Source organism: Kribbella sp. NPDC058245, assembly GCF_042882005.1.
Lineage (GTDB): Bacteria > Actinomycetota > Actinomycetes > Propionibacteriales > Kribbellaceae > Kribbella.
The window spans coordinates 414,342-432,493 of record NZ_JBHVWY010000001.1 but is presented as its reverse complement, the minus strand read 5'-3'; the positions used below and the strand labels follow the sequence as shown (position 1 = coordinate 432,493).

The following is an 18,152-nucleotide window of genomic DNA, read 5'->3' as shown; positions in this document are numbered from 1 at the left end:
GGACGGGAGCGTTGGATCCCGGTAACGGTCCGCTGCGGGTGAGCGCACTACAGTCCTTCTGCACGGTGGTCAGCCGAGGGGAGGACGAGCCAGGCGCCAATGCCGCCGAGCACGCCCCGACTTCCGTAGCCTGGCGCCTGCGACCCGGCGTACCTATGAACGGGTAGTCGTTAGATGGTTGGCCGCTGCGCACGCGTGCGACGAGCGGCCGCGCGGCGCTGGCAGGCACCACTACCCGTTCGTTGGTACACCTCGGGCGCCGGGGAGCTCAGCCGAGTGGGAGTTGGAGCCAGGCGCCGATTTCGTGGCGGCCGGCTTGGAGGGCTGCGGTGCGGGCGCCTCGGTTGGCGGCGTGGATGGTGCCGATGAGGATGTGCGTGGGGTCGGGCAGGGACTGCGCCAGGAGCTGACTGAGGTGGCGGCCGTAGCCGTTGCCTCGGTGCTTCTTGCTGAGGATGATCTCGCGGACCACGTAGGCGGGAAGGCCTAGCGAGTCCTCGGGTTTGACGACGGCGCCCGCATAGCCGGCCCACTCGTCGTGAACGGTGACGTCGAAGAGCAGTCCTTCGTCGGCCGCTTCCTGCAGGTCCTCGCGGTCCTGGACGCTCGCCTCCTCGACGTGGTGCGGGTGGTCCGCGTCGACATCGTCGTACGCCTGCATCGCCTCGTCGTAGTGGTCGACGGTCGTCGCTTGCCGCAGCTCAAGACCAGCCGGTACGTCGGTGGGCCGGAGCTCGCTGATCGGGGCGGCGAGGAAACGACGGTCGGGCTCGGTACCGGGGAGCTCGGGGTCGGCACTCCAGAGGCGGAGGTAGCGCGGGTGGTGCATGCCGTAGATCTCGAGCGCTGAGGCTTTGAGCGCTGGGAGGTCTTCGGGTTGTGGCGAGCGCGTCATCGGAGTGGCGTCGACGAACGGCTTGGTGGTGTCGCCGCCCTCGAAGCGCATGCTGAACATCGCGTGCAGCTCGCCGGACGGGAGCCAGTAGTTGAGCATCGACTCGACCGGCTGGCCCGGTGCGAACCGTTCGGCCCGGAGCTCGGCGATCTCCTGGGAGTTCGCCAGCAGTACGTCGGGGTCCTCGTGCATCTCGGTCAGCAACCGCAACCGAGTCTCGTCGTCCACCCAGGTGCGCGTCAGCGGATGCTGCCGCTCCAGCGTGAAGCCGGCCAACTCAGCCGCAGTGATGCTCATATCCAAGATCCTCAGCCCTCCACAGGGTCATCAACTCGGCCCGCGCCACCACTGAAGGCACGAGACAGGAACTGATGCCCGGAGACCTGTTGCTTCGGGTCTCCGGCTCCGACAAGCGGTCTCCTGCCACTAGTTGTGGCGCGGGCGAACCTCAGGCGGACGGATCCTCGGGTGCCGCGGGATCAGTGGGTGGGGTCGGTTCAGCGGGCAGTGGCGCGGGTTCAGCCGGTACGACGGGCGTGGGCTCGGCTTGAGCTGCCGGCGCGGGCTCGGCTTGTTTTCTGGTACGGCGTTCGCCCGGGGCGCCTCGGCGTGGTCGGGCTGGTGCTGCGGCGGCTTGGGCGGGAGCGAGTGGGTCTGGGTCCGGGGAGCCTGGTGGGCGGGGACCCCACGACTCCGCATCGGGGACGCCGGGCGGGAGGGTGCGACGACGGCTCGGGGCGCCGGCGGCGTCGGACTCGCCTGGCTCCTTCGCGCCGGGCCAGGGCTTCGCTACCCGAGCGGCGAGGATGAACTCCTTGCGGAGCGGGTTGCCTTCGAAGCCGTCCGGGAGCAGCAGCGGGACGAGGTTCGGATGATCGTCGAACGTGATGCCGAACATCTCGAACGTCTCGCGCTCGTGCCAGTTCGCCCCGGCGTACAGGTCGGACAGAGTAGGGAGCTGCGGCTTGTCGCGCGGGATCAGCGTGCGGACCAGCACGTGGTCGACGTGGGCACCGCCCCAGAAGTCAGCCAGGTGCGTCACGACCCGGAAGCCGTCGGTGAGCTCATCCGACGCCGACAGGAAGTCGAAGAATGTGAACCCGACCCCGTCCCGCAGCACCTCGTGCGCAGCGGCCCAAGCAGCAGCCGGTACGTCGATTGCCGTGGGACCGAAGCTGTCCGCGGCGATCGCCTCGATCCCGGCGGCGATCAGCGCGTCGAGGCCATCACTCGATCCAGCACCAGCACTCATTCCGGCAGCACCAGCTCGCGGGTGAGGGCGGCGGCCGAGGGTTCGTCGTACCGGTCGGCCAGCTTCTCGCCGGCGATCTTCTCCTGCAGCTTGAGGATGCCCTGCAGCAGCGCCTCCGGGCGCGGCGGGCAGCCGGGGACGTAGACGTCGACCGGGATGATCTGGTCGACGCCCTTGGTCACGCAGTACGAGTCCCAGTACGGGCCGCCGGAGTTCGAGCAGGAGCCGAACGAGATCACGTACTTCGGCTCGGGCATCTGGTCGTAGAGCCGCTTGATGGCCGGCGCCATCTTGTCGGTGACGGTGCCGGAGACGACCATCAGGTCGGCCTGCCGCGGGCCGGGCGCGAACGGGATGACGCCGAGCCGGATGAAGTCGTGCCGTCCCATCGAGGCCGCGATGAACTCGATCGCGCAGCAGGCGAGGCCGAAGTTGAACACCCACAGGGAGTACTTCCGGCCCCAGTTCAGCAGGTACCGGACCGGCGTGGGCGCGAGCTTGGCCAGCGCACCAACGGCCGGGCGCACGGCCGGCAACGGCAGGTCGGTCTGGGACATGGACCTACCCTAGTCCGGCGATCTCCTCCGCGAGGATTTCCGGGTACTCCAGCGGCGCGTAGTGTCCGACCCCGTCGACCGTCCGGAGCCGGACGTCGCTGAAGAAGTCGTCGAGCCGGTCGGACCACGCCCGCGGGAACAGCGGGTCGAACTCCGGCCACAACACGACCGTCGGCACATTGATCCGCTCGTACGACGCCGGTGCCGTCTCGGCCGCGGACACGGCGACCGCCCCGGCACCACCGCGGTACCAGTTGAGCGAGGCGGTGAACGCACCCGGGACCGAGTACACCTCGACCAGGTGATCCAGCTCGGGGACATAGCCCGGCCCGGACCAGTGCTGCCAGAAGTGGTTCAGGTACGACCGGACCGCATCCGGCTTGCCGTCGATCAGCTCCTCGATCAGGGGCAGCCGGTGGAACGACTGGTACCAGAACTCCCGCTGCGCCTGCTCGGAGAACACCCGCTTCCCAATTCCCGGCAGCGGCGGCGCAACCACCAGTCCGTCGATCAACTCCGGGTTGCTCCGGGCAATCGCCTGCGCGACGCGGCTGCCCACGTCGTACCCGGCAAGCACTGGCCGGTCGAGTCCAAGCTCCTCGATCAGCCCAATCACACTCCGCGCCTGCCCGGCAGCGCCGTACTGGGTCGGATCAACAGCGACCGGTGAGTCGACAACTGTCGGATCGATGCCGGCGACGTACGACCCGCCGAACCCGCGCAGATCCGGTACGACGACCTCGAACCCGCGCTCGACCAGGATCGGTGCGAGCACCCGGTAATCGGTCCGGTCCCCCGGCCAGCCGTGCAGCAGCACCACCGCCGGGCCTTCGCCGGACCGGTCGTACTCGAGTTCGAATCCGTCCACCGCAGCGCTTCGCATACGCCCCATTCTGATCTACCGTGATTGAACAGGACTGAACAGGTTCCCTCGCGCGGAGCGCGGTCAGTCATAGAGCGGGTGGAGGCCAAGTGTCCGAGCAGGTGGAGTCCCGCGGGTTCGCGGTCGAGAGCAACGGGCTGAACGTGATCGCCGACGCCGACCGGAAGGGCCGGCCGAGCCAGCTGTTCTGGCCGTGGTTCGGGGCGAACGTGTCGGTGCTCGGGCTCAGTTACGGCGCCTTCGCGCTCGGGTTCGGCATCTCGTTCTGGCAGGCCGTCGTGGCCGGCGCGATCGGGATCGCGTTCTCGTTCCTGCTCTGCGGGCTGATCGCCCTGGCCGGCAAACGCGGTTCGGCCCCGACGCTGGTGCTCAGCCGCGCGGCCTTCGGGGTCCGGGGCAACAAACTTCCGTCACTCGTCTCCTGGGTACTGACGGTCGGCTGGGAGACCGTGCTGACCATCCTCGCGACCCTCGCCACGGCGACCGTGTTCGAGCGCCTCGGCTGGGGCGGCGGCGCCGTGACGAAGGTGATCGCGCTGCTCGTGGTCGGCGTACTGATCGTCACCTGCGGCGTACTCGGCTTCGACCTGATCATGCGCGCCCAGACGATCATCACCGTGGTCACCGGCGTCCTCACAGTCGTCTACATCGCTCTGGTTGCGGACAAGATCCACTGGAGCACCGTCTCGCACCTCCCGCACGGTTCGACCCAGCAACTGATCGGTGCCCTCGTCTTCGTGATGACCGGCTTCGGCCTCGGCTGGGTGAACGCGGCCGCCGACTACTCGCGCTACCTGCCGCGCGGCTCGTCGAGCAAGGGCGTGGTCGGCTGGACGACCTTCGGTGGTTCAGTGGCACCCGTCGTACTGCTGCTGTTCGGTCTGCTTCTGGCCGGTTCCTCCGCAGACCTCAGCAAGGCGATCGGTGCCGACCCGATCGGTGCCCTGGCCGCCGCATTGCCGACCTGGTTCCTGGTTCCGTTCGTGATCGTCGCCGTCCTCGGCCTGGTCGGCGGCGCCGTACTCGACATCTACTCGTCCGGCCTCGCCCTGCTCTCGATCGGCCTGCCGGCCCCGCGGTACGTCGCCGCCCTCATCGACGGCGTGGTGATGATCGCCGGGACCATCTACGTGGTGTTCTTCGGCACCGAGTTCTTCGGTCAGTTCCAGGGCTTCCTGATCACGCTCGGCGTCCCGATCGCGGCCTGGTGCGGGATCATGCTGGCCGACATCGCCACCCGCCGCCGCGACTACGCCGAGCGCGATCTCTACGACCGGATCGGCCGGTACGGCGACATCCGCTGGCTGCCGGTCCTCACCATGATCGTTGCCACCGGCATCGGTTGGGGCCTGGTCGTCAACACGTACGCGTCCTGGCTGAGCTGGCAGGGCTACCTTCTCGGCCCCATCGGCGGCAAGGAGGGCGCCTGGGCCTACGCCAACCTCGGCGTTCTCGTCGCCCTGGTCCTCGGCTTCGTCGTCCAACGATTCGCCGGTGCCAGCGCCGTCCGTCGCCAGGAGGCCGTCGCTTAGATGCCATCCAATGCCTCCCCCGCCCCACCGCCCCGAACAGATGGCCTCAAGCACGAACGCGTCGCGGCTGTTCTCACCAGAGAGATCAAAGCCGGGCTGGTACGACGTGGCGCCCGCCTGCCCGGTGAGGTCGAACTCGCCCGCCGTTTCGCGGTCAGCCGCAACACCGTCCGCGCGGCCCTGTCCCAGCTGATCGAGGACGGCCTGATCACCACCCGCTCCGGCAAAGGCTCGTTCGTCACCTTCGACGGCCGTCCCCTCGACGGCCGCCTCGGCTGGACCCACACCCCCGCCGACCCGGACCTCGAGGTCGAGCTCCGCACCCTCCGCATCGCCCACGAACACACCTCGCACCGATCAGACCTAACTGACCGGGCCTGGGGCCTCCGGCCTGGACTGAGGAGCGGAGGGAGCGAAGCGCCTGGAGTGACGAGGGAAGGACGGGGGTCAAAGCCCCAGGACCCGCCGCGCGGAGCGTGGCGGTCAATGCAGCTGATCGTGATCGAGCGATTGCAGGTAGCAGGCACCAAACCGATCGCCTGGGAACGCAGCTGGGTCCCGGCCTTGGACAGCCTGCGCGACCTGCCGAAACGCGGCCTCGTGAACGACTCGATCGCCCTCACCCTGACCCGCGCCGGCCTCCACCCGGACCACTGCCGCCAACGCCTCCGCGGCCGTGCACTCGACCCAACCGAGGCCAAGCTGCTCAAGCGTCGTACCGGCTCCTGGTTCCTGCACACCGAGCGCACCAGCTGGACCGCCGACGACCGCTTCGCCGAACACGCAGAGTGCCTCCTCGACCCCACCTACTTCGAGCTAACCCTCGACTACGGCACCCCCTAACCACGCAGGCCGGCCCCACTGAATCCCCATTTGATGGGCTGACCCACCGCGTTGTGGCAGAGCCAACCGCATGCCATGGGCCCACCCACAACCCGATGGGCTGACCCACCAAATGGAGACGCCGCGGGGTCGTACGAGACGCGGGCGGGGCATCCCTAGGGCGGTCGTAAGGGTGTGGATGAGACGGCGGGGCGTGGGATAGGGAGTTGTGCCGATGTGGCCCGCCTCCTCAGACGAGCACTCTCTGGTCATGTCCTTCTACACGCCAGAAGCAATCCAGGCCGAGGCCCGGTACCGCCAGGAGAAGCTCCGGCGCTCGTACCAGCGCCCGCTCTGGTTCCAGCGCAAACCGAAGACGCAGCGCCCTGAGCCCTGCGCCCCTGAACTCCGCGCCCGCCCAGCGATGTGACCTCTCCCTAGGCAGTGTCCGGACTCCCTAGGAGCTCCTAGGGAGTCCGGATAGGGAGGAGTTCCGATGTGCGGAGCTACCTCAGAAGACCAGAGTTACTGATGTCGGCAGGAAGCCGGCACGACAAAGGAGAACGCGATGTACACGAACGAAACGGTCAAGGCCGAGGTCGCCTACCGCAGGGAGCGCCTCACCCGTGACTACCGGCAGCACCGCAGCACCGGAGCTCGCCGGACCCTCACCCACTTGTTCGGCCGGAAAGCCTGAAGGGAGGTACACCATGTTCATCACACCGCAGATCGTTCAGGCAGAGACTGCCTACCGCCAGGAGCGCACCAAGCGTGAGTTCCGCAGGTTCACCCGCCGGACGCGCCCGGAGGAGGCCGCCAAGGCCGCCGCCCCGCGGCACGCCCGCCGGTCCTTCACCACGGCCGCATGAGCGCCGTGGTGGCCGTCCCTGACCCGATTGTCCAGGTCAGGGACGGCTTTCTTGTTGCCGGTGGCGCTCATCGGACGGAATGCCGTCGATTTGTGTCGGCTCCAGGGGCGAAGATGGACGACGTGCCCTGGACCTCGACACCTCTCGTCGGCCGTTCGACCGAAATGGCCGCCCTGCTCAGCGCCGTCGACGACGCCAAAACGCGTCGCGCCGGTGCAGTTCTGCTGTCCGGTGACGCGGGCGTCGGCAAGACCCGGCTGCTGGACGAGGTGGCCACCGGTGCGCACGAGCGGGGCTTCGGCGTCCTCGTCGGGCACTGCACCGACTTCGGCGACGCCGGCCTGCCCTACCTGCCGTTCTCGGAGATCTTCGGCCGCCTGGCCGGTGACCGGCCGGATCTGGTCGAGAGCGTGCTCACCAACTTCCCGGCGATCGGCCGCCTGCTCCCGACCCACCGCCTGATCGGCGCCCAGCCCACCCCACAGGACGGGCCGCTCGATCGGGCCGCGCTGTTCGACGCCGTCCTCGGCGCCTTCACCGCGCTGTCGACCAGCGAACCCCAGCTGGTGATCGTCGAGGACGCCCACTGGGCCGACGACTCCACCCGGGACCTGATCGGTTTCCTGATCACCCGGCTGACCGCCCAGCGCCTCACGCTCGTGGTCTCGTACCGCAGCGACGACCTGCACCGCCGGCACCCGCTCCGTCGCCCGATCGCCGAGTGGTCGCGCAACCCGCGCGTCCGCCGGGTCAACCTGCTCCCGCTCGACGCCACCGAGTCCCGCTCACTGCTCGACTCGCTGCTCACCGAGCCGCTGCCGGAGAGCGACGTACGGCGGATTCTCGACCGCGCCGGTGGCAATGCGTTCTTCACCGAGGAGCTGGTGGCCGCATCCTCGATGGGCGACTCAGCCGCCGTACCGCCTGATCTGGCCGATCTGCTGCTCGTTCGGCTCGACCCACTGTCCGACGAGGCGCGTCAGGTCGCGCGGGTGATCGCCGTCGCCGGGCGCCGGGTTCCGCACACGCTGCTGACCACCGTTGCCGGGCTTCCGGACAGTCAGCTCGACCTCGCGTTGCGTGAGCTCATCGACGCGCACATCATCGACGTACCGGGCAATGCGAGCTACTACTTCCGCCATGCCCTGCTGGCCGAGGCCGTGTACGACGATCTGCTGCCGGGTGAGCGAGTTCGCCAGCACGCGGCGTATGTGCAGGCGCTCAAGGACCAGACCGTCGCGGGTACGGCGGCTGAGCTGGCGGGGCATGCCACCCGCTCGCATGATCTGGCGACCGCATTCGAAGCTCGTGTCCGGGCCGGCGAGGAGGCGATCTCGGTCGCCGCGCCGCAGGAGGCGTTGAAGCACTACGAGATGGCGCTGGAGCTGTTGCCGAATGCGGCTCCGGACAACACGATCGACAAGACCTGGCTGATCGCCGAAACCGCGATGGCGGCCACGCTGTCGTCGCAGCACCTGCGTGCACTCAAGCTGCTCCGCAAGGCGCTCGCCGATCTGCCCTCCGACGCACCCAAGATCCAGCGTGCTCAGTTGTTGCTGCCGCTGGCCGACATCGCGTTGGTGATCGACCAGGACCAGGAGGCCAACGAGGCGGCCACGCAGGCGCTCAAGCTGGTCGCGGACGAGCCGTCGACGGTCTTCAAGGCCCAGATCGCCACGCTGTACGCACGGGTGTCCGCCGGCCTGGGTCGTTCGATGGAGGCCGAGCGCTGGGCGCACAAGGCGCTCGAGATCGCCCGGGAGGCCGGCGAGGAGTCGGCCGCGGGCGACGCCGGGATCACGCTCGCGCAGCTCCGTCGCCGGGCCGGTGATCCGGCGACTGCCACCCGGCAGATGGAGGAGGCCGCCGTACGGGCTCAGCTGACGGGTGATGCCGCAGCCGAGGTGCGCAGCCGGTTCCTGCTCGGCTCGATCCAGTACGAGGAAGGCGATCTGCAGGCCGCGAAGGCCACCTTCGCCTCCACCTGTCAGCGGGCGGGTGAGCTCGGGCGGCAGTGGGCGGCGTACGGGTTCGATGCCCGGCGGATGCTCGGGCTGGTGCAGTTCATCCTCGGCGAGTGGGACGCGTCGACGGTCACCACCCGCGTCGATGCCGGTACGCCGATGGCGTCGTCGGCCGCGTTGCGCGCGGTCGAGTTCAACGTGCGCAGTGGTCGTGGAGACGACGCCGTGGCTGAGGAGCTCGAGATGTTGCGGAAGTGGTGGGAGCTCGACATCATGACGCCGATCATCGGGCTGCAGCCCGCGGTCGACGCGTACCGGCGGCTGGACCGGATCCCCGAGGCGCAGAAGCTGATCGCGGATGTTACGACCCTGTGCGAAGACATCTTCCAAACCGAGTGGTTTACCGGCCGGGTCCGCTTCTCGACGCTCGGGCTGCAGTTGCTCTGTCACCGCGCGGTCGGGGAGCCGTCCGCGGCCAAGGACCTCGTCGAGCAGGGCGCCGAGCTGGTCGCGACCGGTCATGCGACCGCCGAGAAGGGCTTGCCGCCGGGGCGGCTGATGGGCGTCGAAGGTCTGTCCTGGCTGTCGCGGCTCGAGGCCGAGTGGGAGCGACTGCGCTGGCTCACCGGGATCGATCCGCCGTCACCCGAGGAGCATGTCGCGGTGTGGCAGCGGACGATGGAGTCCTTCGGGTACGGGAATGTCCATGAGCAGGCATGGTCGCGGGCGCGACTGTCCGACGCCTTGCGGGCGGCCGGTCGGGTCGCCGAGGCGAACGAGCAGGTCACGCTGGCGGCGGAGACGGCGCGGCAGCTCGGAGCCAAGCCGTTGCTCGACGAGCTCGGTGGCGCCGAAGGGCCAGGGCTCGGCGGTGGTGCGCTGACCGCTCGGGAGACCGAGGTGCTGAAGCTGCTGGCCGAAGGCCGGACGAACCGGCAACTGGCTCGCGAGCTCTACATCAGCGAGAAGACGGTCAGCGTGCACGTGTCGAACATCCTCGGCAAGCTCGGCGTCCGCTCCCGCACCGAAGCCGCCGCGGTGGCGCGGCGAGACGGCTTGCTCGACTGAGCCCTTCTAGCGTCCGAAAACACGCCGACCACGTACTGCGTTGCTTCGGACGTTGCGGAGCAAGCGGCTGACCCACGACAGACAGTTGCCTTCAACAAGCGACTGATCCAGCACGGACTGTTGCTTCGTCGAACGATTGACCTACGACACAGAGTGCACCGCTCACGATCGGCGCTGTGCGGGCCGTCGATCATGAGCGGTGCTGGGCGGAGCCCGGTGTGGGGACCGGGACATTCCGGACTCTGGGGTCAGCCGTGCTTCCGATGCCGGGCGGACTCGTGCGCGGACCGATGGGACCGGCGGTGCTCCAGCTCGTCGACGTGCACGGCGGCGGCCGGACGCTCGACCTGCGTGATGTCGTCGAAAACGTGCTGCGCGTGCCGCATCCGGGTCACAGCGAACAGCAGCAGGGCGGCCGCGACGATGCCGATCGCCACCCACAGTTGCCAAATCATCGCCTCACCACCCTCTACCTGTGTGGTACCCCGGCGTAGTCACGATAACCACGAAACAACCGGTTTGGCGACAGTGTGGACGCATTCCGTAACGAGCATCGCGATCATGTCCCAATCGTTGCCTGATGCAAATACATACGGTGATCAAGCAACGACAGAGATGGCATCGAAGGGTGACTTTCTGTCACCTCTACCGAAACGAGACGTACCGTACAACGAATACGGAGCGCGACCGAAAACGGTTCAGGTCCAGCGGAGAACGCCCTTGCGGTAGGCGTAGAGCAGCCCGACCGCGACGAAGGCGAGGAAGACGAACATCTCGATCAGCGTGGCGACGCCGAGCTTCGCGAAGACGGTCGCCCAGGGGAACAGGTAGACCGCGTCGACGGCGAAGATGACGTACAGATAGGCGAACAGGTAGTACCTGATGTGGACCTGCGCCCAGCCCTCGCCGACCGGGTCGACACCGGACTCGTACGTCGTGAGCTTGCCGGCCGTCGGGTACGTGACGGTCAGGGATTTGTTCAGCGCGAACGCACCGATCAGCCCCAGCAGACCCAGGACGACGATCGCGGCGACAACGCCATAGCTCTCCGACACAGGCCGAAGCTTAGTTCGTGCAGAGCAGGTAGGAGTCGACCGAGATGTAGGGGCCGTAGCCGGACTTGATGTCGGTGGCCTGCAGCCGGAGCCGGGTGACGCCGTCGATCTTGGCCGCGAGGTTGCCCTCGGTCTCCTGCAGTTGCCGGACCGAGGCGATCGCCTTCGCCCGCGGGCCGTTGTGGATCGAGAGGCGCGCCGTACCGTCGGTCAGGTTGCCGAGCCAGGACTTGAAGGCACGGCAGCCGGTCGAGTCGACCTCGCCCCAGACGAACCCGCCCTTGTCGGCGAGCAGGTCGGCCTCGGAGCGGCGCGGGCCTTCGTTCGGCGGGATGACGGTGAACTGCGGGTTCGCCTTCCCGCCCGAGGCCAGCACGCCACGCTTGAACAGCCCGCGCCAGACGAAGTGCTGGAAGGTGATCGGCTTCGACGTCGCCGCCGGGTACGGCGCCTGGGCGTACACGTTGAGGCGGTAATCGCGAACCGATCCCGGCTGGGTGACCTTGATCGTCACCGCGGTCCCGGACGACAGGCCGTACCCGATCTCCTGCCATTTCTTCGTGGTCGGGATCCACTGGTGCAGCCGGATCCGGGTCCCTTGTGCCGGGGCCGGCGTCACCGTGCCGGTCACGGTGATCTGTCCACTGGTCGCGTTGGTGGTCTTGATCCCGGTGATCTTCGCGCCCCGAGTCGGTGCGTCCGCGGCGGCGGGAAGCACGGCGGACGTCGTACTGGCTGATTTGTCGGTGCCGGACAGGCTCAGCTCGCCGCTGGAAGGCGCAGCCGGAGCTGTGCAGGCGGTGAGTGCGAGCAGCAGGCACGCGGCGGTTCCGGTGACCAGGGGACGAAGCATGGAAGACACAGTGCCTGGTGGTGCTCCGTCTCCGCAACCGCGCGGCTGCTGAGGGTAGCGACGTACCGGCCTGTTAACACCGCGTCCCAGGCTGTGGACCGGCGGGTCCGGCCCGTGGTTCCGTGCGGAAAGCGAACTAATATTGGGGTTACCGCCCTGCCCTGGGGGGACGCGGCTGGAACTCATGAGGGGACAGCCGGCCCAAGCGCAGACTTGGAGATGACGAGAACAGTGACCATCGAGGTCAAGCAGCTCGACCGCGTGGTGATCCGCTTCGCCGGTGACTCCGGTGACGGGATGCAGCTCACGGGGGACCGGTTCACCGCGGAAACCGCATCGTTCGGCAATGACCTGTCGACGTTGCCCAACTTCCCCGCCGAGATCCGGGCACCAGCCGGAACTCTGCCGGGCGTCTCTTCCTTCCAGCTCCATTTCGCCGACCACGACATCCTGACGCCGGGCGACGCGCCCGACGTCCTGATCGCGATGAACCCGGCCGCGCTCAAGGCGAACCTCAAGGACGTCCCGCGGGGCGCGACGGTGATCGTCGACACCGCCGACTTCACGCCGAGGAACCTGAAGCGGATCGGGTACGACGAGAATCCGCTGGAGAACGGCGAGCTCGAGGCGTACCACGTGGTCGCGCTGAACCTGACCGGGATGACGGTCGAGTCGGTCAAGGAGTTCGGGCTGTCCCGCAAGGACGCGTCCCGGGCGAAGAACATGTACGCGCTCGGGCTCGTCTCCTGGCTGTTCCAGCGTCCGGTCGAGTCGACGATCACGTTCCTGCAGACCAAGTTCGCCGGCAAGCCGGACATCCGCGACGCGAACATCGCGGCCTTCCGGGCCGGCTTCAACTTCGGTGAGACGGCCGAGGAGTTCTCGGTCCGGTACGAGGTGAAGCCGGCGGTGATGCCGACCGGCACCTACCGGAACATCTCGGGCAACCTCGCGCTGGCGTACGGCCTGGTGGCGGGCGCCGAGCGCGCCGGGCTGCCGATGGTGCTGGGCGCTTATCCGATCACCCCGGCCTCCGACGTACTGCATGAGCTGTCGAAGCTCAAGCGGTTCAACGTGACAACGATTCAGGCCGAGGACGAGATCGCCGGTGTCGGCGCTGCGCTTGGTGCGTCGTTCGGCGGAGCGCTTGGGGTGACCACGTCGTCCGGGCCGGGCATTTCGTTGAAGTCCGAGACGATCGGGCTTGGCGTGATGCTCGAGCTGCCGCTGGTCGTCTGCGACATTCAGCGCGCCGGGCCCTCGACCGGGATGCCGACGAAGACCGAGCAGGCCGATCTGTTGCAGGTGATGTTCGGGCGGAACGGCGAGGCGCCGCTGCCGGTGCTCGCCGCCCAGTCCCCCGCGGACTGCTTCGCGATCGCCGTCGAGGCGACCCGGATCGCGGTCACCTACCGGACGCCGGTGATCGTCCTGTCCGACGGCTATCTGGCCAACGGCTCCGAGCCGTGGCTGATCCCGTCGGTCGAGTCGCTGCCGACCATCGATCCCGCCTTCACCACCGAGCCGAACGGGACCACCGCCGAGGGCAAGCCGACGTACCTGCCCTATCTGCGCGATCCGGAGACGCTGGCGCGCGCGTGGGCAATCCCCGGTACGGCGGGGCTCGACCACCGGATCGGTGGACTGGAGAAGGAAGACAAGACCGGCAACATCTCGTATGACCCGGCCAACCACGACCTGATGATCCGGACCCGGCAGGCGAAGGTCGACGGGATCGCCCAGACGATCGAGCCGCTGCACGTCGACGACCCGGACGGTACGGCGAAGGTGCTGGTGCTCGGCTGGGGATCGACGTACGGGCCGATCGGGGCCGGTGTGCGGCGGGTGCGGCGCGTCGGCGGCAAGATCGCGCAGGCGCATCTGCGGCACCTCAACCCGTTCCCGTCGAACCTCGGGGACGTGCTGCGGAGCTACGACAAGGTGCTGGTCCCGGAGATGAACCTGGGTCAGCTGGCGATGCTGCTGCGGGCGAAGTACCTGATCGATGTCGTGTCGTACGCACAGGTCCGCGGCATGCCGCTCGGAGCGGCCGAGCTCGCCGAGGTGATCGGCAACCTGGTCGAGGAGACCGAGGGCATCGACGACGACGCCCGCCACCTGGGGGCCGCCGCGGCGGCGAACTCGGACCACCGCGACCAGCTTGAGCAGACGGAAGGTGTGCGATGAGCACGGTTGATCTCGGACTCCCCGGTGGGCTGAAGGGCGTGCCGGTCGCGGACGCACCGCAGAACCGCAAGGAGTACGTGTCGGACCAGGAGGTCCGCTGGTGCCCGGGTTGCGGGGATTACGCCGTACTGGCTGCTTTTCAGGGGTTCTTGCCGGAGCTCGGGATCAAGCGCGAGAACATCGCGATGGTCTCGGGGATCGGCTGCTCATCACGGTTCCCGTACTACTTGTCGACGTACGGGATGCACTCGATCCACGGTCGCGCGCCGGCGATCGCGACCGGCCTGGCGACGGCTCGGCCGGACCTGAGCGTTTGGGTCGTGACGGGTGACGGCGACGCGCTGTCGATCGGTGGCAACCACCTGATCCACACGCTCCGGCGCAACGTGAACCTGAAGATCCTGCTCTTCAACAACCGGATCTACGGTCTGACGAAAGGTCAGTACTCGCCGACCTCCGAGCCCGGCAAGGTCACCAAGTCCACCCCGATGGGTTCGGTGGATACGCCGTTCAACCCGGTCTCGCTGGCGCTCGGCGCGGAGGCGACCTTCGTTGCTCGCACGGTCGACTCCGACCGCAAGCACCTCACCTCGGTGCTTCGCGCGGCTGCCGAACACCGCGGTACGTCGTTCGTCGAGATCTACCAGAACTGCCCGATCTTCAACGACAACGCCTTCGACGCCATCAAGGACCCCGCGACCCGCGACGACGCGATCATCCCGCTCGTCCACGGCGCCCCCATCCGCTTCGGCACCGACGGCCACCTCGGCGTCGTCCGTGACGGCTTCGCCTCCCTCGCCGTCCGCGAGATCGCCGACTTGCCGGGAGGCGAGGCCGACCTGGTCATCCACGACGCCCACACCCCCGACCCCGCCTACGCCTTCGCCCTCTCCCGCCTCACCGACTCCGGCGTCCTCCACCAGGCCCCCATCGGCATCTTCCGCTCAGTCGACCGCCCGGCCTACGACGACCTCGTCCGCCAGCAGATCACCACCGCCACCGAAGCCCAAGGCGCCGGCGACCTCCAGTCCCTCATCACCGGCGCCGACACCTGGACCGTCAACTAACCCCATTTGGTGGGCTGACCCATCGCGTTGTGGGAGGGCCCACCGCGTGCGGTTAGCCCACCCGCAAGCCAGTAGGCCCACCCACCAAATGGCTACTCCCACCCGCAACCCAACTGTCGCGGACCGCCCCCACTCAGTAACCCTTGTGCGCGGCCGATCAGGAACCGCTTCAGGCGTGGCGCCACGCCTGAAGCGGAGGTTGGTGAGTGTTGGCGGTCCGGCATCAGTGGAGCAAGTCGGTGAGGGTGTCGCCGGCGGGGCGGTTCAGGTGGCGGGCGGTGAGGCCGGCGGCTTGGGCGCCGGTGACGTCGAGGGCTAGGTTGTCGCCGATCATGAGGGTTTCGGCGGGGTCTACGCCGAGTTGGGCGCAGGTTTGCAGGTAGGACTGGGGGTCTGGCTTGCTGAGGCCCAGGGACTCGGTGGTGCAGACAACGTCGACCAGGTCGGCTAGGCCGATGGTTTCCAGTTTGGCGTTCTGCTGGACGGTGCTGCCGTTGGTGAGGACGCCGATGCGCCAACCGTTGCCTTGGGCAAGTTCCAGGGCGGGACGGGCGTCGGGGTAGGCGGACCAGTGCGACTTGTACAGGTTCAGGTAGCCGGTGAAGAACTCGTCCTGCTCGGGTTCGGTAGCAGGCACCGGATGATCGACCAGCGGGAGGAACTCGTGAAGGCGGGCTCGGCGTTGGCCCTGGTGGGTGAGTTCGCCGGCCAGCCAGCGGGGGTAGACGCGGTCCTCGATGGCGAACCACTCTGCCACCAAGGCGTCGGAGGGGTCAGCACCCAGCGACGGGAGCCAAGCCCGTACGGCGGCCTCGGCGGAACCGGTGTGGTCGAAGAGGGTGTTGTCGAGGTCGAAGATGACGGCTTTCATGCGCGGGTGACCGAGTCGCGGTTCAGTTCGCGGTGGTTGGCGTAACCGGACAAGGCCAGCGTGAGATCGAGCTCAGCGAGGAAACAGCGGAGCACGTGTTCAACACCCGCCTGACCAGCCAACGCCAGGCCGTACATCAACGGCCGACCGAGGAGAACTGCCTTCGCACCCAAAGCGAGCGCCTTCGCCGCGTCCGCGCCCGTCCGTACGCCGGAATCGAACAGCACGGTCATCTGCTCGCCAACCGCATCCGCGATCGTGGGCAGCGCATCCAGCGCGGCAACGGCACCGTCGACCTGACGACCACCGTGGTTGGAGACCACGAGACCTTCAAAGCCGTGCTCCGCGGCCAGCTTCGCGTCTTCGACAGCGGTGATGCCCTTCAGGACGATCGGGCCGTCCCAGTTGTCGCGGAGGAATCCGAGGTCGTCCCAGCTCAGCCCGACGTTCGGGAACATCTGCGCCCATTGCATGACCGCAGCACCCGGGTCCTCGGCGATCGGCTTGGCCAGCTTCGACTGGAAGGCCGGGTCGCTGAAGTAGTTCGCCAGGCCCTCACCCTTCAGGAACGGCAGGAACCCGCGGTCGAGATCCGCCGGCCGCCAACCGATTGTGCCGGTATCAAGAGTCACCACCAGTACGCCGTACCCGCTGGCCTTGGCGCGTTGCAGCAAGCTGAGGCAGACGTCGCGGTCGGTCGGGTAGTAGAGCTGGTACCACTTGCTCTTCGCCTCGATCTGCTCGATGGCGTGACTCGCCTGCGTCGAGTGCGTGTACGTCAGACCGAGTGTGTCGGCCGCCCGCGAAGTTGCCAGCTCGCCCTCCGGATGCGCGAGCGTCTGGACGCCGATCGGCGCGATCAGCACCGGCGCCGGCATCGCCGTACCGAGGATCGTGCAGCTCAGGTCGCGCTCGACGCTCCCCCGCAGCATCCGCGGTACCAACCGCCAGCGGTCGAAGGCGGCCAGGTTGGCGCGCGCGGTGGAACCGTTGCCGGCGCTCGGCACGATGTAGCCCATCGCCTCGGCGGACAGCGTCGCGGCTGCCTGAGACTCCAGCCGGGCCAGGTCGGTTGTGATCTCCGGCGTGGTCCCTTGCAGCATCCCCTGCAGGTAGATCTGCAGCTGAAAATCACCGAAGTTGGCCATGCCGGATGCTTTCACGCCGACCACCGGACCTCAACGCACCGGCGCCCCGTGACATCCGTCAGCCCCAGATCCTGCCGTCCGTCAGCGCGGGATCGGGACGGATCACATCCACGTCGGACCCCACGAAGCAGCAGGCTGGAGACATGCTGAAGCGAACGCTCCCCGCCCTCGGACTCTTCTTCCTGGCGCCGCTCGTGGCCGAGTTCGTGCTGGGCAACATCCCGATCACCGCGCTCTACGCCCTGCTCATGCTGGCTCCCCTGTACGGCGGCGGCGCCGTCCTGATCCGCGAGCTCGTCCGGCGCCGCGGCTGGGGCTACCCGAGCATGGTCCTGCTCGCCCTCGCGTACGGCGTCCTCGAGGAGGGCGTCACCACGATGTCGCTCTTCAACCCCAACTACGCCGACCTGCGGCTCCTGGACCCCGGCTACCTCCCGGCACTCGGCATGGGCACACCCTGGACGGTCTTCGTCCTCGGCCTGCACACCGTCTGGAGTATCACGGTCCCGATCGTGCTGATGGAGTCCATCTCCCGCCGCCCCCGCGAACCGTGGCTCGGCAAGGTCGGACTCAGCGTGTACGGCGTTCTGTTCGTCCTCGTCGGCGTGGTCGCGACCACCGCCTTCGCGATCTCCAACGACCCGTTCGTCGCCGCGCCGGCGCAGTTCGCCGGGGTCGCCGTCGCGATCGTCGTACTGGTGGCCCTCGCGGCCTGGGTAGGCAACCGCGCGCAGGCGCAGGTGCGCAGCGGGGTCCCGGCGGTCTGGTTGGCGGGGCTTAGCGGGCTCGTCCTGAGCTCGGCATGGATGCTGGCCAACGACCTCATCCACAACGCCTGGATCGACGCGGCCGCGATGCTGGCGATCGACGTACTGGGGGCGATCCTGCTCGTGACCTGGTCCCGCCGCACAGGCTGGACGCAGCGGCACTCAATGGCAGCGGCCGGCGGCGCGCTCCTCACCTACGTCTGGCACGCCTTCCCGGAGTCCCCGATCTTCGCCGCCTCCAAAACCGCCGACCTGATCGGCAACGCCGTCTTCGCCCTCATCGCCGTTGGCGTGATCGCGCTGGCGGCCGTCAAGTCCCGCCAGACCCATAGCTGACAATCGAGTGGGAAGTTTGTGGGTCG

General features: G+C 68.1%; 18 protein-coding genes. 9 read left to right on the top strand and 9 right to left on the bottom strand.

Features of this window, described 5'->3' with window-relative positions:
• Positions 1–268: 268 nt before the first annotated feature.
• The 4 genes from ACFVWG_RS02015 to ACFVWG_RS02000 form a co-directional block, all read right to left on the bottom strand.
• Positions 269–1,192, bottom strand: coding sequence for a GNAT family N-acetyltransferase (locus ACFVWG_RS02015; RefSeq protein ID WP_391541258.1), 924 nt, complete (start codon positions 1,190–1,192; stop codon positions 269–271).
• 151 nt (positions 1,193–1,343) lie between these two features.
• Complete coding sequence (locus ACFVWG_RS02010) at positions 1,344–2,147, bottom strand: NADH-quinone oxidoreductase subunit C (protein WP_391541257.1); 804 nt, start codon at positions 2,145–2,147, stop codon at positions 1,344–1,346.
• Positions 2,144–2,704 carry an NADH-quinone oxidoreductase subunit B gene (locus ACFVWG_RS02005; protein ID WP_391541256.1) on the bottom strand — a complete coding sequence of 187 codons (561 nt, stop codon included), beginning with the start codon at positions 2,702–2,704 and terminating at the stop codon, positions 2,144–2,146. The genes ACFVWG_RS02010 and ACFVWG_RS02005 overlap by 4 nt, the downstream gene beginning before the upstream one ends.
• A gap of 4 nt (positions 2,705–2,708) precedes the next feature.
• On the bottom strand, positions 2,709–3,587 hold the full coding sequence (locus tag ACFVWG_RS02000; protein WP_391541255.1) for an alpha/beta fold hydrolase: 879 nt from the start codon (positions 3,585–3,587) through the stop codon (positions 2,709–2,711).
• A gap of 89 nt (positions 3,588–3,676) precedes the next feature.
• Between ACFVWG_RS02000 and ACFVWG_RS01995 the strand changes: the two genes are divergently transcribed.
• The 6 genes from ACFVWG_RS01995 to ACFVWG_RS01970 all read left to right on the top strand — a co-directional run bounded on the left by ACFVWG_RS01995 (position 3,677) and on the right by ACFVWG_RS01970 (position 9,842).
• Positions 3,677–5,119: a purine-cytosine permease family protein gene (locus ACFVWG_RS01995; RefSeq protein ID WP_391541254.1), complete on the top strand. Its 1,443-nt coding sequence runs from the start codon at positions 3,677–3,679 to the stop codon at positions 5,117–5,119.
• Entirely contained in the window at positions 5,120–5,962 is an 843-nt protein-coding gene (locus ACFVWG_RS01990; protein WP_391541253.1) for a GntR family transcriptional regulator, read from the top strand.
• Between the two features lie 250 nt (positions 5,963–6,212).
• Positions 6,213–6,371 carry a hypothetical protein gene (locus tag ACFVWG_RS01985; RefSeq protein ID WP_391541252.1) on the top strand — a complete coding sequence of 53 codons (159 nt, stop codon included), beginning with the start codon at positions 6,213–6,215 and terminating at the stop codon, positions 6,369–6,371.
• A gap of 138 nt (positions 6,372–6,509) precedes the next feature.
• Positions 6,510–6,638 (top strand): hypothetical protein, encoded by a 129-nt coding sequence (locus tag ACFVWG_RS01980; RefSeq protein ID WP_391541251.1) that lies wholly within the window; start codon positions 6,510–6,512, stop codon positions 6,636–6,638.
• Between the two features lie 13 nt (positions 6,639–6,651).
• A complete protein-coding gene (locus ACFVWG_RS01975; protein ID WP_391541250.1) occupies positions 6,652–6,810 on the top strand; it encodes a hypothetical protein in 159 nt (52 codons plus the stop codon).
• Positions 6,811–6,923: 113 nt separating this feature from the next.
• Positions 6,924–9,842, top strand: coding sequence for an AAA family ATPase (locus ACFVWG_RS01970; protein WP_391541249.1), 2,919 nt, complete (start codon positions 6,924–6,926; stop codon positions 9,840–9,842).
• Between the two features lie 248 nt (positions 9,843–10,090).
• On the opposite strand, the gene ACFVWG_RS01965 is transcribed toward ACFVWG_RS01970, so the two are convergent.
• The 3 genes from ACFVWG_RS01965 to ACFVWG_RS01955 all read right to left on the bottom strand — a co-directional run bounded on the left by ACFVWG_RS01965 (position 10,091) and on the right by ACFVWG_RS01955 (position 11,750).
• Positions 10,091–10,297: a hypothetical protein gene (locus ACFVWG_RS01965; protein WP_391541248.1), complete on the bottom strand. Its 207-nt coding sequence runs from the start codon at positions 10,295–10,297 to the stop codon at positions 10,091–10,093.
• 243 nt (positions 10,298–10,540) lie between these two features.
• On the bottom strand, positions 10,541–10,897 hold the full coding sequence (locus tag ACFVWG_RS01960) for an NADH-quinone oxidoreductase subunit A (RefSeq protein ID WP_391541247.1): 357 nt from the start codon (positions 10,895–10,897) through the stop codon (positions 10,541–10,543).
• A gap of 10 nt (positions 10,898–10,907) precedes the next feature.
• Positions 10,908–11,750, bottom strand: a complete 843-nt coding sequence (locus ACFVWG_RS01955; RefSeq protein ID WP_391541246.1) for a hypothetical protein — start codon at positions 11,748–11,750, stop codon at positions 10,908–10,910.
• Positions 11,751–11,969: 219 nt separating this feature from the next.
• Between ACFVWG_RS01955 and ACFVWG_RS01950 the strand changes: the two genes are divergently transcribed.
• Positions 11,970–13,937, top strand: coding sequence for a 2-oxoacid:acceptor oxidoreductase subunit alpha (locus ACFVWG_RS01950; RefSeq protein WP_391541245.1), 1,968 nt, complete (start codon positions 11,970–11,972; stop codon positions 13,935–13,937).
• Positions 13,934–15,004, top strand: a complete 1,071-nt coding sequence (locus ACFVWG_RS01945) for a 2-oxoacid:ferredoxin oxidoreductase subunit beta (RefSeq protein WP_391541244.1) — start codon at positions 13,934–13,936, stop codon at positions 15,002–15,004. The genes ACFVWG_RS01950 and ACFVWG_RS01945 overlap by 4 nt, the downstream gene beginning before the upstream one ends.
• Positions 15,005–15,227: 223 nt before the next feature.
• Here ACFVWG_RS01945 and ACFVWG_RS01940 read toward each other — a convergent pair whose 3' ends face one another.
• Positions 15,228–15,875: an HAD family hydrolase gene (locus ACFVWG_RS01940; protein ID WP_391541243.1), complete on the bottom strand. Its 648-nt coding sequence runs from the start codon at positions 15,873–15,875 to the stop codon at positions 15,228–15,230.
• Positions 15,872–17,023, bottom strand: a complete 1,152-nt coding sequence (locus ACFVWG_RS01935; RefSeq protein ID WP_391541242.1) for an alpha-hydroxy-acid oxidizing protein — start codon at positions 17,021–17,023, stop codon at positions 15,872–15,874. Before ACFVWG_RS01935 ends, ACFVWG_RS01940 begins: the two co-directional genes overlap by 4 nt.
• A 143-nt stretch (positions 17,024–17,166) precedes the next feature.
• On the opposite strand from ACFVWG_RS01935, the gene ACFVWG_RS01930 reads away from it, so the two are divergent.
• Positions 17,167–18,126: a hypothetical protein gene (locus ACFVWG_RS01930; RefSeq protein ID WP_391541241.1), complete on the top strand. Its 960-nt coding sequence runs from the start codon at positions 17,167–17,169 to the stop codon at positions 18,124–18,126.
• The last annotated feature ends 26 nt before the right edge of the window (positions 18,127–18,152 follow it).